This is a genomic window from Streptococcus australis (assembly GCF_003943615.1).
Taxonomy (GTDB): Bacteria; Bacillota; Bacilli; order Lactobacillales; family Streptococcaceae; genus Streptococcus; species Streptococcus australis_C.
In genome coordinates this window covers 333,419-346,802 of the sequence record NZ_RJPZ01000003.1, presented here as the reverse complement: position 1 = coordinate 346,802, position 13,384 = coordinate 333,419, and the positions used below count along the sequence as shown (strand labels likewise).

12 protein-coding genes, 1 tRNA gene and 1 rRNA gene are annotated in these 13,384 nt (G+C 38.8%); 1 reads left to right on the top strand and 13 read right to left on the bottom strand.

What is annotated here, in order from left to right; genetic code table 11:
• From D8785_RS05330 to ychF, 13 genes are all read right to left on the bottom strand, one after another.
• Positions 1 to 197: ribosomal RNA gene (locus D8785_RS05330) — 16S ribosomal RNA — on the bottom strand; the annotation flags it as partial.
• A 389-nt stretch (positions 198 to 586) separates the two neighbouring features.
• Positions 587 to 1,069 (bottom strand): sigma-70 family RNA polymerase sigma factor, encoded by a 483-nt coding sequence (locus tag D8785_RS05315; RefSeq protein WP_125374723.1) that lies wholly within the window; start codon positions 1,067 to 1,069, stop codon positions 587 to 589.
• 172 nt (positions 1,070 to 1,241) lie between these two features.
• Positions 1,242 to 1,313, bottom strand: a tRNA-Glu gene (locus D8785_RS05310).
• Positions 1,314 to 1,431: 118 nt separating this feature from the next.
• Positions 1,432 to 3,402, bottom strand: a complete 1,971-nt coding sequence (gene ftsH, locus D8785_RS05305; RefSeq protein WP_125374722.1) for an ATP-dependent zinc metalloprotease FtsH — start codon at positions 3,400 to 3,402, stop codon at positions 1,432 to 1,434.
• Between the two features lie 10 nt (positions 3,403 to 3,412).
• Positions 3,413 to 3,955 (bottom strand): hypoxanthine phosphoribosyltransferase, encoded by a 543-nt coding sequence (hpt, locus tag D8785_RS05300; protein ID WP_125374721.1) that lies wholly within the window; start codon positions 3,953 to 3,955, stop codon positions 3,413 to 3,415.
• 5 nt (positions 3,956 to 3,960) lie between these two features.
• Positions 3,961 to 5,235, bottom strand: a complete 1,275-nt coding sequence (gene tilS, locus D8785_RS05295; protein WP_125374720.1) for a tRNA lysidine(34) synthetase TilS — start codon at positions 5,233 to 5,235, stop codon at positions 3,961 to 3,963.
• Positions 5,235 to 6,518: a serine hydrolase gene (locus tag D8785_RS05290; RefSeq protein WP_125374719.1), complete on the bottom strand. Its 1,284-nt coding sequence runs from the start codon at positions 6,516 to 6,518 to the stop codon at positions 5,235 to 5,237. The genes tilS and D8785_RS05290 overlap by 1 nt, the downstream gene beginning before the upstream one ends.
• Entirely contained in the window at positions 6,511 to 6,639 is a 129-nt protein-coding gene (locus tag D8785_RS09870) for an SP_0009 family protein (protein ID WP_006595319.1), read from the bottom strand. Before D8785_RS09870 ends, D8785_RS05290 begins: the two co-directional genes overlap by 8 nt.
• Entirely contained in the window at positions 6,639 to 7,007 is a 369-nt protein-coding gene (locus D8785_RS05285) for a septum formation initiator family protein (RefSeq protein WP_023024832.1), read from the bottom strand. Before D8785_RS05285 ends, D8785_RS09870 begins: the two co-directional genes overlap by 1 nt.
• On the bottom strand, positions 7,000 to 7,266 hold the full coding sequence (locus D8785_RS05280; protein WP_023027435.1) for an RNA-binding S4 domain-containing protein: 267 nt from the start codon (positions 7,264 to 7,266) through the stop codon (positions 7,000 to 7,002). The genes D8785_RS05285 and D8785_RS05280 overlap by 8 nt, the downstream gene beginning before the upstream one ends.
• Positions 7,267 to 7,329: 63 nt before the next feature.
• Entirely contained in the window at positions 7,330 to 10,842 is a 3,513-nt protein-coding gene (gene mfd / locus D8785_RS05275; RefSeq protein WP_125374730.1) for a transcription-repair coupling factor, read from the bottom strand.
• Positions 10,835 to 11,404: an aminoacyl-tRNA hydrolase gene (gene pth, locus D8785_RS05270; protein ID WP_125374718.1), complete on the bottom strand. Its 570-nt coding sequence runs from the start codon at positions 11,402 to 11,404 to the stop codon at positions 10,835 to 10,837. The genes mfd and pth overlap by 8 nt, the downstream gene beginning before the upstream one ends.
• Positions 11,405 to 11,474: 70 nt before the next feature.
• Positions 11,475 to 12,590: a redox-regulated ATPase YchF gene (ychF, locus tag D8785_RS05265; RefSeq protein WP_125374717.1), complete on the bottom strand. Its 1,116-nt coding sequence runs from the start codon at positions 12,588 to 12,590 to the stop codon at positions 11,475 to 11,477.
• 158 nt (positions 12,591 to 12,748) lie between these two features.
• Here ychF and D8785_RS05260 point away from each other — a divergent pair, with 158 nt between their 5' ends.
• Positions 12,749 to 13,243 carry a DUF1307 domain-containing protein gene (locus D8785_RS05260; protein WP_125374716.1) on the top strand — a complete coding sequence of 165 codons (495 nt, stop codon included), beginning with the start codon at positions 12,749 to 12,751 and terminating at the stop codon, positions 13,241 to 13,243.
• Positions 13,244 to 13,384 lie beyond the last annotated feature (141 nt).

The window sequence follows — 13,384 nt, the reverse complement described above, 5'->3', positions numbered from 1 at the left end:
CATGCAATATCTACTGTTATGCGGTATTAGCTATCGTTTCCAATAGTTATCCCCCGCTACCAGGCAGGTTACCTACGCGTTACTCACCCGTTCGCAACTCATCCGGAAAGAGCAAGCTCCTTCCTTCAGCGTTCTACTTGCATGTATTAGGCACGCCGCCAGCGTTCATCCTGAGCCAGGATCAAACTCTCATTAAAATAATTGTTTGTCTTAAACTCATTCTGTCACTGACAGATTTATTGTTTTTTTATTGTTCAGTTACTATAACTTCCGTTATAGTGCCCTGCACATTGGTTCGTCTTGTTCAGTTTTCAAAGGTCTTTGTCGCTCTCGCGCGACAACTATATTAGTATATCACGACCAATTATTCTTGTCAATATCTTTTTTCTATTTTTTTAAATTTTTATTTTTATGAGGCTGGGACAAAAGTCCTAGCCTCTCAATTGTCTTTGGATTGTCGAGTAAGACGCAGTGGTTGAGTGGGCTCTACTACGCTGATTTCATCAGCTTTTACAGCCCTACTCAACTGTGCGGAGGTGGGACCACGAAATCGAATTCTAACGAATTACCGATTTCTGTCCCACTCTCATAAATGATGATGCTTGAAATCCTTCAAATATTCTTGGAGCCTTCTACGCATCTTTGCTCTTCCTGAGAATCTCTGGTTCATTAGTAATTTGTCGTAATCTTCTTTTTCTTGATCGGTTAGATTTTTTCGGAACTCTTTTAAGGCTTCTCTTAATAGGACTAATTCATCCAAAAAAAGTTCTTTTGATCGAAGTCGATGGCTAATCTCTCCGATTTCTGTATAGGGTACCTTATTTAACTTCCTTTTATCACTCTCTTGTTTTCTAACTTTATCCTTTATGTGATTTCGAAACTTTGTTTTGAAGTAGGTTAATAGGATTTCTTCATTTTCTTCTACTTCAGGGTTACTTATCTGTAACTCATATAGAACCAGTCTACCTTCTTGTTCCCAATCTGCATGATCCCAAAGATGAATATAAAATTCCTTTTCACATTTCCATACTATCCATTTTACTTTTTCATATGATTTTTTAAAGTTCATTGGACCTCCTTTCTAACTTGTCTTTATTTTAAAGGAGGTTAGGATTTATTTGTGCTTATTTTCTATTTTGAATCTTTTTTAGCTCTAATCGGTCATTATTTTGGTGAGAATGGCAGNATAGTGTTTTTAGCATACAAAAAAAAGTTGCTACTAATGTAACAACTTTTTGCGATAGTCCGTACGGGATTCGAACCCGTGTTACCGCCGTGAAAAGGCGGTGTCTTAACCCCTTGACCAACGGACCATTTTTACAACGTAATCTATTATATCAGTTCATTTTCATCTGTCAATACTTTTTTTAAAAAAAGGAACCGAAAATTTCGGCTCCTTTTATAAAATTTGGAAGACTAAAAGGTTATCTGCTATTTTTCTTCCATTTTAGATTTAATTTCTTCATAAGATAATGGTTTAGATTCTTTTTCTAATTCTAAATCAGTATCTTCTGGCATTTTTCCTGTTTCATACAATGACTTAATTTGAACACTGTCCAAGGTTTCGTATTTCAACAAGGCTTCTGCGATTAATTTATGAGTCTCACGATTATTTTGGATGATTTCGGCTGCTTTATTGCGAGCTTCAGTTAGGAGACTTCTTACTTCTTCATCAATTTCATAAGCTGTTTGCTCTGAAATGAATTTTTGAGTCGTTTGAGCTCCAAACATGGCATGGTTGCCTTCGTATTGAACTGGACCAAGCTTTTCACTCATTCCATATTCCGTTACCATAGCACGCGCCATTTGGGTCGCTTGTTCAAAGTCATTGGAAGCTCCTGTGGTTTGAACATTGAAGATGATTTCCTCCGCAACACGTCCTCCCATCAATCCAGCCAATTGCTCTTTCATATCTTCTTTAGAAAGAAGCATTTGGTCTTCTTTAGGAAGAGCAATCATGTAACCGCCAGCTCGTCCACGTGGGACGATGGTTACTTTGTGGACAACACGTGCATTAGATAAGACTAAACCGACAATGGTATGACCTGCCTCATGGTAAGCAACCAATTCACGTTCTTTTTGAGAAACTGTCCGGTCTTTCTTAGAAGGACCAGCAATTACACGATCTTCTGCTTCATCAATATCAGATGCGTCAATGACCTTCTTATTGCGACGAGCCGCTACTAGAGCTGCTTCGTTTAAGACGTTTTCAAGATCTGCTCCAACAAATCCTGGTGTTTGTTGGGCAACTAGTTTCAAGTCAACATCTTTGGCCAATGGTTTGTTTTTAGCATGGACACGCAAGATAGCTTCTCGTCCTTTCACGTCTGGACGCCCAACCAAAACCTTCCGGTCAAAACGGCCTGGACGAAGAAGAGCTGGATCTAGAACATCTGAACGGTTAGTGGCTGCAATCACGATGATACCTTCGTTTCCTTCAAAACCATCCATCTCAATCAAGAGCTGGTTGAGGGTTTGTTCGCGTTCATCATTTCCTCCGCCAAGGCCAACTCCCCGTTGACGTCCCACAGCATCAATCTCATCAATAAAGATAATGGCTGGTGCTGCTTTTTTAGCATCTTCAAATAGAGAACGAACCCGGCTTGCACCAACACCGACAAACATTTCAACAAAGTCAGAACCTGAAATACTAAAGAAAGGTACTCCGGCTTCACCTGCTACTGCTTTTGCTAGAAGGGTCTTACCAGTCCCTGGAGGGCCTTCAAGAAGGACTCCTGCTGGGATACGGGCACCCAATTTTGTAAAGCGTTTTGGATCTTTTAAGAATTCAACCACTTCAACAAGTTCTTGTTTTTCTTCTTCAGCCCCAGCAACATCTGAAAAACGAACTTTGATATCTTCCTTATTGGTAGCACGCGCTTTATTACGACCAAAGTTCATAGCACCGCGGGCGCCACCGCCACCGCCTTGGTTCATCATGGAGAAGAAGAAGAACATGACAATCACAAAGGGAACGATTGAAGTCAGAATGGTAATCCACATTCCACTTGAGCTTTCCCGTTTAATGGTGATATCAGCCTTATGTTCGGATGCTAAGTTTTGTAATTCTTGAACCGTCAAATCGGACGGTAAGATCACACTAGTAAAGCGAGTCACCTTGCTTGGGCTTGGAGTAAAAAACTGAATCCCTGAATCATCCTTACTAGTTTTTGCTTTGTTATAGGTACCGGAAATTTCAATGACACTACCGTTTGGCTGGTAACTAATTTCCTTGACATTGTCTGATTTAAGTTCTTTTACCAATTCTGTATAATTGATTTGCTGACTTTGTCCGATACTGTTTCCAGCAAAGAAATACTGAAAACCTGTAACAGCAGCCACTATAATCAATAAATATAGAAAAGGATTTCGAACAAAACCATTGTTTTTGTTATTTTTCATATAGTTTCCTCTATTTTGAATACACTTCTTCTTTCAAAACTCCAATATAAGGAAGGTTTCGATAGTTCTCATCATAGTCTAAACCATAACCTACGACAAATTCATTTGGAATAGTGAAACAAGTGTAATCTGCTTCAATTTCAACCAAGCGTCCTTCAGGTTTATCCAATAAGGTAGCAATTTTGACAGATGCCGGTTGACGTCCTTCAAATAATTCTTTCAAACTCTTGAGAGTTTTACCTGTATCAATGATATCTTCAACAAAGAGAATATCTCTTCCCTTAATGTCTTGATCCAGATCTTTGATAATATTAATCACACCTGAACTTGAAGTCCCACCATGATAGCTAGAAACCAACATAAAATCCAACTCAATATGCGTATCAATATGCTTAATCAATTCTGCCATAAACGGGACGGATCCTTTTAAAATCCCTACTAAAATTGGATTTTTTCCTTGGTAATCTTCTGTCAGTTTTTGACCAAGTTCACGGGCTGCAGTCACGATTTCATCGTGGGAAATGAGTATCTTTTTGATATCGTTCTCTAACATCTTTTCTANCTATCTATTTTTTGGATATAAATTGTATCCCTCATTATATCATTTTTTAATTCCTTACTCAAATCACTGATCGCAATTTCAGGAATAGCTAGTATTTGCTTATCTTGTTCTAAAACTACCAGGTTATTTCGTTGATCTAAGGGAATTTTTTGGTTAATCAATAATCTGCTAACTTTTCTATGGTGACCGTTCATTAGAATACGATCTCCCCTTTTTCGGGATCGAATAGAAACTGGATGGTTGTTTGGAAGTGGGATAGCCTCTATATATGAATCGCTCGGTTCCACTCCAAATAAAAAGCGATAAGCCCCTACTGCCTTTATGGTCCCAAATTGTAACAAATCTTCTGACAGTCGGTCATCCGTCCTACGACTGATTTTCCGAATTTCAAAATAGTGGTAATCTTTATAAATTTCATAACCATTCTTTAGAACTTGTTGCGTATTGGATTTATTCACTACTATTCTATGCAGTTGTTCAAATTGCGCCCGACTCAATTGCAAATCTGGAAAGCTAGCTATATACTCTTCTAGCAAATAAATTTGAACAGCTGGTGATTGTTTTTGAAACTGTGTCACATCTTGTGGACTCAAATCTTTGGTCAATTCTTTTAAGGCCTGGTGCCAATGACTGAGATCTTCTCCTAAGTTGACCAAAGCACTCGTCACTTGAGGGTTTTCTTCTTCTAACAGTGGAAGATAACGATGACGAACACGATTACGGAAATAGTCTAAAGACTGATTGCTTTTATCCTCGTAATGAAAAATTTCTGGAAAATCCCCTTTTTTGAAATATAAGAGCGGGCGAATTAACACACCCTGCCCAAATGGTTGTTTTAAAGGAATTCCTTTTAAATGCCGCGGACGACTTCCACGAATCAAACGCATCAAAATGGTCTCTGCCTGATCATCCATATGATGTGCGGTAACGAGAGCGCTACAAGCTTCTTCTTTCATCACTTTTTCAAAAAAGTCATAGCGGAATTGTCTAGCTCGGCTTTCAGAAAAAGGACCAGAGAAATGGGCAACCTTCAGTGGTAGATGTTTTACTTCAGCTAATTCCCGAATTCCTCTTTCCTCCTTGTCAGCTTCAATACGTTGGTGATGATTGACATGGGCAAGAACGAGGTCGATTCCCAATTGATGCTGATAATGGTAGAGCCAATCCAGTAAGGTCATGGAGTCCACTCCTCCTGATAAAGCCAAAAGGACTTTTTGATGAGATTCAAAAAGCCCCTCCTTTTGACAGAACTGAAGAAATTTTTCTTTCATTACTGTAAGACCTCATAAATATCTTTTGCAATTTCTGAGATAGTCTCGTAATCAGAGTGATCCGTAAAAATAGCCAAAATAAACGGTGAATCTGTATAAACAATGGCGACATCATGACGGAAATCATATGCATCTCCAATCTTGTGAGCGACCTTGACGGGGATATTTTTTGAAATTCGTTGATCATCAAAGCGAGTATCCGACAAAGCATCAATGATTCCACCATTTTGTTGGTAGATAGCTTCCATGACATTCCCTGCCATTTTTGCAGATGCCATTCTATTTTCTACATTCCATGTTTTTCCTGCAATCTTATTGGTCACCTTTTGAAATTCTTTATCTGATTGATGCGTCACATAATAGCCTAAAATATTATGAGCAACATTATCAGATTCTTTAGCCACCCGATTAATCAAATCAGCGACGGTATAATCTTTATCATCTGGTGTTTTTGAAATACTTCCACTACCTTCCGGCTCATAAGATCCAGGATAATCATTGACTTCTTTTGTATACTTTAAAGGTGTCTGCAAATCGACTTGATTCTCATTCAACTCTTTTTGAGTATAGTACAAATATAAGAGCTTGGCTATACTAGCAGAATACATTTCCTGATCTTCATGTATCCCGGCAGTCTTTCCAGTATCCACTTGCTTCACGTAGACTGCAATTCCATCTTTGTTGTACTTCTGATTCAGAATATCTTGAACTTTTTCCATCCGATTATCTGTAGCAGAAAGTTCATCTTTTGAAATCCAACCCTGGCCAGAAATTTCTAGGTAGGTCCCTTTTAAAGTTTTGGCACTCTTAGTGATTTCAACCTTGCTATAAGGAGCCAGACTTGTTTTTTTACTTTTTGCGCCATTTACCAAGGGTTGATCATATACGGTGAAGGATCCTGTCAGCCACATGGTCTTTTTTTCATCTGTTAATTCCAAAATCGAATCTTCGTAAATTTGATCTTGATCAGCTACTACATACTGTTTATTCGATAATTTAAAAACAGATTTTCCTTGGTCATTTACAAATAATTGATCAACCGTAAAGGGAGTATCAGGCTTGATTTCCCCAGCTTTTTGACTCAATTCTGGATCTGAATAGGTCACGATTGGCTGATAAACATTTGGATTGGACGGGATGGAGACAAAGAAATGGTCTTGAGTCCCTAGTTGGCTAGTGTAAGAGGAATCAGAAGTTAAAGGAACTTGGGGCTGGGAGGAATCAGATAAGGGTTGGATGGCTAAGAAAGTAGGAAAAACCATCCAATAAACTAACTTATTCATCCTTGCTCCTTTCCTGATTTTCTTCCTGCAATTTTAAGGCTTGATTCTTTTTAGCTAACTCTTCTAATTTTGTATCAGAATATTCTAGAAATTGTTGAACTGTTTTTACAATATTTTCCATTATTTCGGTAATAAGTTAGGTATCGTATAAATATATTCACCATCTTTAGAGAAGGAATATTTTGCGCGTGCATATTTTGCAGCGTATTCGTCATCCTTCAATTTCTCTACGATATCCTTTTGATATTCTTTTTCCTCAAGGGTTTGCTGATATTGTTCTTGCAATTGAACGTATTGTTGTTTGCGTTTTTGAAGCGTCTGGTAACTCTGAGCCAGATTATAGGTTGGAAGGATGAACAATAAAATAATTAAAATGAGAACCCAACCCATAAATCGGTTCTGTTTTTTTCGCTCCTCATTCTGGTATTTCTGACGTTGGTGTTCGTCTTGGATATACCGATTATTCATTTGTACAATATTTTTAGGCATCTTCTTCTATCCTTGTTTCACGAATGATTTCATACATTTTAGACGCATCTTCTTTTTTGGTGCTATCTAACATTTCCAATACTTTTACTGTCAATAGCTTATTTCCAAAGCGAACTTCAATTTCGTCATTTACCTTCAAGTCGGTTGAACTTTTCGCTAGGACCCCGTTAACTTTGATGCGCCCCTTATCGGCTACTTCTTTAGCTACAGGGCGTCTTTTGATAATGCGGGAAACTTTTAAATATTTATCTAATCTCATCGTATCACCTCTAATGTATTATTGTACCATTTTTTTAGAAAGAGCCCAGTAAAATCTTTCTTTCTAGTCTTGATTTTCCAATTTTTCCTGCTTGATGGCTAGTAATTTCTCCCCAAATTGTCGCAAGCCTTCTAAAATTTCGAAGTCTTTCTTATTTCGCACATCAAAGATTAATTCAATCAATCCTTGGTTTTCTGCAATACGAGCTTTTAAATTAGTTGCTGATAGGGCAGCAAAATAATCTTGAGTCAAGAAAAGTTGCTTAGTAATTGGCTCAAATTTCACCGTTAGTTGCTGGTCTTTTCGATCGACTACTTTAACAAAGACCTGATCCAGATAAGATTTGATAAAGCCTATTTCTAGGAGATAGGCTACCACATCTGGGTATTCTCCGAATCGATCAATCAATTCGTCTTGCAAAAGCTCATAATCTTCTTGAATTTGAATTTCTCGAATGCGTTTGTAAATTTCAATTTTTTGACGTTCATCGGAAATATAGTCACTTGGAATGTAGGCATCAATTTGGAGATTGAGCTCCGCATTTCCTTTTTGACGTTTTTTCTCTTTTCCTTGTTTCTTCTCAATAGCATCTTCGAGTAACTGTGAATACATTTCAAATCCGACAGAATCAATAAAACCAGACTGAGAAGCTCCTAAAATATTTCCCGCACCTCGAATAGACAAGTCTCGCATAGCAATCTTAAAACCAGATCCCAACTCAGTGAAACCTTTGATGGCTTCTAGGCGCTTTTCAGAAACTTCTGTCAAGGTTTTGTCCGGCCGATACATCAAGTAGGCATAGGCAATGCGATTGCTTCGTCCGACCCGGCCTCTCAATTGGTAAAGGGTAGACAAGCCCATATGGTCGGCATTTTCAATAAAGAGGGTATTGGCATTAGGAATATCTACTCCTGTTTCAATAATGGTTGTTGTGACTAAAATATCATACTCACCTTCAATGAAGTCCATCAAGGTATTTTCTAACCGCACTTCACTCATCTGTCCATGGACAAAACCAATAGAGGCTTCTGGAACTAATTCTTGTAATTCTGAAACCTTTTGCTCAATGGTGTCCACCTTATTGTAGAGATAATAGACCTGGCCTCTCCGATCCATCTCCCGACGAATGGCATCTTGTATAATGGTTGGATTGGTTTCTAAGACATAAGTTTGAACAGGATAACGATTGGTCGGCGGGGTTTCAATAACGGACAAATCCCGAATCCCCAACATAGACATATGGAGGGTACGAGGAATGGGCGTTGCCGTCAAGGTTAAGACATCGACCTTTTTCTTTAATTCTTTGAGGGTTTCCTTGTGTTTGACACCGAACCGTTGCTCCTCATCAATCACGATAAGACCTAAATCAGCAAATTCCACATCTTTAGACAAGAGACGGTGGGTTCCAATCAAAATATCGACCTGGCCTTTTTTAAGTTTTTCCAAAGTTTCTTTTTGCTCAGCACGACTCCGGAAACGACTCAAGACATCGACTTCTACTGGAAAGGCCTCGAAGCGTTCTTTAAAATTGGCATAGTGCTGTTGAGCTAGGACCGTTGTCGGAACTAATACAGCCACTTGTTTGTGGTCTTTGACAGCTTTAAAGGCTGCTCGCATGGCTACTTCTGTCTTCCCAAAGCCCACGTCACCGACCAAGAGGCGATCCATAGGACTTGAAGACTCCATATCCTTCTTAATTTCTTGGATAGAGCGAATCTGATCATCTGTTTCAACATATGGAAAAGCCTGATCAAAAGCTTCTTGGTTCTCATCGTCTGGAGTAAAAGCAAATCCTTGTAATTGACTGCGCTCTGCATAGAGTTGAATCAGATCATCTGCGATATCCTCTACTTCTTGACGGACCTTTTGTTTGGCCTTTTGAAAGCGACCATCGTTCAGTTTGTTGATTTTAGGAGGCTTGCCATCACTCGCAACATATTTGGACAGCATCTGGATTTGATCCACAGGAATGGAAATCCGGTCCCCATTTTGATATTGGATGGAGACATAGTCTCTGTGAACGCCAGAAATTTCAATGGTTTCTAGTCCTAAATACTGACCAATTCCATGAACCTGGTGAACGACGTAGTCTCCCTTTTCCAACTCATTGTAGTTTTTCAACCGCTCAGCATTGGAAATAGTTTGCCGACGAATCTTTCTTTTAACCTTTTTCTGAAAGATTTCTGTCTCTGTAATGAGGACAATCTTCTCATCCACAAAGTGGAATCCACGAGCCAAACCACCGATGATCAACTGGCTCTGTCCTGGATGAAGCTGATCGGGCGCAAGATAATCTAGGTCAATCCCATAGTCTCTCAAGTGCTCTTGTAACTGCTGGAAGCCTTGTTTACTCGTCACCTGAAGAATAACTGTGTAATCTTGTTTACGGAAACGGTCAATTTCATCTTTTAAGAGAGTAAATTGACTGAAGAATTCCTGCATGGGGTATTGGTTAAAAGAATAGAGGGCATCGAATCGCAGATTTCCCAAGCCTTTTTGGAAATTTGAAAAATAAGAAGCTGGTTTATAAGTGCGTAAGTGCGCGCTATTGTCCGCAAAATACTGGGCTTCAGAAAAAGAACGACTCTTTTGTAAATCCTCCGTCAAAAGGTTAGCAACTTCTACATCAAACCGCGTTTCCTGATCCATGATTTTATGGTAATCATCCAAAAAAACAGGAGCATGCTTGGGCAGGTAATCAAAGAGAGTATAGGTTTGCTGATAAAAAAGAGAGAGAAATTTTCGACTATCTGCATGGAGTCGCTGGTGATGCGCCTCTGTGAGAATCTCAGTCAAATAGGATTTGAACTCTGGATTAGGGCTTTTTTGAATCAGATTTTCTAGGTTCTTCTGTCCTCTTAAAAAATCATCTTTAGTTAGTAACATATCACTAACTGGATGAACTGTTATCGCATCTAGATTTTCTAGTGAACGTTGAGTTTCTGGAGAGAAAGTTCGAATGCCATCTATCTCATCTCCAAAAAATTCCAGGCGATAAGGGAGATCTTGACTGGCTTCAAAAAGATCTAAAATATCCCCTCGAAGACTAAACTCTCCCTGTTGGCTTACCTGTGAAACCTTTTGATAGCCCATGGCCAGTAGGGTAACTTTCAATTCTGTCAGATTTCGCTCTTCCCCAACAGAGAAAGATTGAATCATAGAGCTGACAGTCTTTGGATTAGGTAAGAGCAAACGGCTACCACTTACATTGGCAATAACGATTCCTTCTTTTTCTGGAGCTAGGAGAAAGTCCAGAGCTTCCAAACGAGAAAAGACCCGTTCTTGGGAAGCAAAGACAAACTCTGCCAAGGGATTGTCATCTCCGAGGAAAAGATAGACCTTTTCTTCACCTAATAATCCCAGTAAATCACTGGCAAGCCGTTCTGCTTCATTTTGAGAAGAGGTCAATACCAAGACCTTGTGACCATCTTCAACAGCTGTTGCCATCGTAATGGCTTTAGTGGATGAAGACAGACCTAGTAAAAGAGAGCGACTTCTTTTTTGCTGGTCCTGTTGCCATTTTCTGATATCTTTGTTTTGTTGAAATAAATCAACCAGTGTCTTGTATTTATCCATTGTATCGTTGCATTGCTTTTTCAAATTGACCATCTTTCAAATAAAAACGAAGGGCTTCTTCTGATTTGTCGATAGCAAGGAGGATGGTGGCATAATCATCCTGATCGAATTTTCCTAAGACATGGTGGACCACTGACATACCATGCTTAGGTCTTCCGATTCCAATCTTGATTCGATAAAAATTTTGAGTTCCAATATGGTTGATGATCGACTTGATTCCGTTGTGGCCTCCAGCTGATCCTTTAGCACGAAGGCGAATCTTGCCAACTTCCATATCCAAGTCGTCATAAATCACGACCAAATCTTCCACATCTAAGCCATAATAGGTCAAAAGCGCGTGTACGGCCTTGCCACTCTCATTCATAAAAGTGGTTGGTTTGACCAAAAAGACCTTTTCTCCATCTATAAAAGTGGAAGTTACATCTGCTTGAAAAATCTTATCATGTGAGAAGGTGAGATTGAGAGACTTCGCAAGCTGGTCCACTAGCATAAACCCTACATTGTGTTTGGTTTCCACATATTTATCTCCCGGATTTCCTAATCCGACGATTAATTTTGTCATTTACTTTCCCTTTCAAAAGCCAAAAGGGCTGGAATTTGTTTCCAACCTTTTGGTTATTTACTTGTTTTCTTTACACATTGAAGCGAAATTCCATGATATCGCCATCTTGAACGATATATTCTTTTCCTTCTTCACGCAAGCGTCCAGCTTCTTTTACAGCCTTTTCAGATCCGTATTTTACCAAATCATCATAAGACATGGTAACTGCACGAATAAAGCCTTTTTCGAAGTCAGAGTGGATGATACCAGCAGCTTGAGGAGCTTTCATCCCACGTTTGAAGGTCCAAGCACGAACTTCTTTTTCACCAGCTGTAAAGTAAGTACCCAGTCCAAGTAAATGGTAAGCTGCACGCGTCAACTTATCCACACCTGATTCTGTCAACCCAATGGCTTCAAGAAACTCTTTTTTATCTTCATCGTCTAACTCAGAAATTTCTTCTTCAGCACGCGCAGAAATCACCACTACCTCTGCATTTTCTGTTGCTGCAAATTCACGAATTTGCTTCACATAATCGATTGAATCTGGGTCTCCAACGACATCCTCATCCACATTTGCTACATAAAGAACTGGTTTAGTAGTTAAGAGGAAGAGTCCTTTGACTACTTTTTGCTCTTCATCTGTAAATTCAATAGTACGAGCTGATTTCCCATCTTCAAGGACAGGCTTAATCTTTTGTAGAACATTAAATTCTGCAACGGATTCCTTATCTTTTTGCGTACGTGCCATCTTTTCCACACGCGCATAGCGTTTATTCACCGATTCTAAGTCAGCAAGAATCAACTCTAGGTTAATGGTATCAATATCTGCTAATGGATCGACAAAGGCATCTTCACGTCCTTGCTCCCGCATGACATTTTCATCATCAAAGGCACGAACTACGTGAACAATGGCATCAACTTCACGGATGTTGGCCAAGAATTTATTTCCAAGTCCCTCTCCTTTTGATGCACCTTTTACAATCCCCGCAATATCTGTAAATTCAAAGGTTGTTGGAACTGTCTTTTTAGGAGTGATCATTTCCGTCAATTTTTGGAGACGTTCATCTGGAACTTCTACCATTCCAACGTTTGGATCAATAGTTGCAAAGGGATAGTTTGCAGCCTCTGCTCCTGCTTTTGTAATTGCGTTAAATAGAGTTGATTTACCAACGTTTGGCAAGCCAACGATACCTGCTGTTAAAGCCATTTTTCTTCTTCTCCGTTCCCATTTCAATCCTATCTATTATATCATAATTCAAAGAACAAAGGGATGAAAAATGGATTCTGAATTATTACTAAACTGTAACGTTTCCTAAAGTAAAAATATGGTATAATCAAACCAACAATAATAAAGGAGTTTTTGTCATGAAAAAACTATCAATTAAATCTATCCTTCTGCCTCTTTTAGCAGTCTTTACTCTCTTTCTTCTGGGAGCTTGTGGACAAAGTACAAAAAAAGGTTACCTTCAATTAATTAACCAAGATAAGAAAACAGACATTCGTGTAGTTGTTGAATATCAAGGTGATAAAATTTTAAGTACAGATTCTACAAGTATTATCTACTACGAAGGAGCAGGCTTGCCAAAAGAACGATTAAAAGAAGTTATTGATGAATATGATAAGAAATTCAAAGATGTAAAAGGATTCTCACACTCTGCAGAATATAAGGATGACTATCTTGTTGAAAAAACAAAGATTGATTATACCAAGGCAGATTTAAAAGAATTACAAAAAAATCAGTTAATTGCTGCACAAGAAAATCAAAATGTTGATTACATCGGCTACAAGACAACACTTAAAACCTTTAAATCTAATGGTTTTAAAGAAGTAAAAGATGGAAAATTTGAAGAATTAAAATAATAATACAAAAGAGGCTGGGACAAAAGTCCCAGCCTCTCAATTGTCTTTGGATTGTCGAGTAAGACGCAGTGGTTGAGTGGGCTCTACTACGCTGATTTCATCAGCTTTTACAGCCTTACTCAACTGTGCGGAGGTGGGACG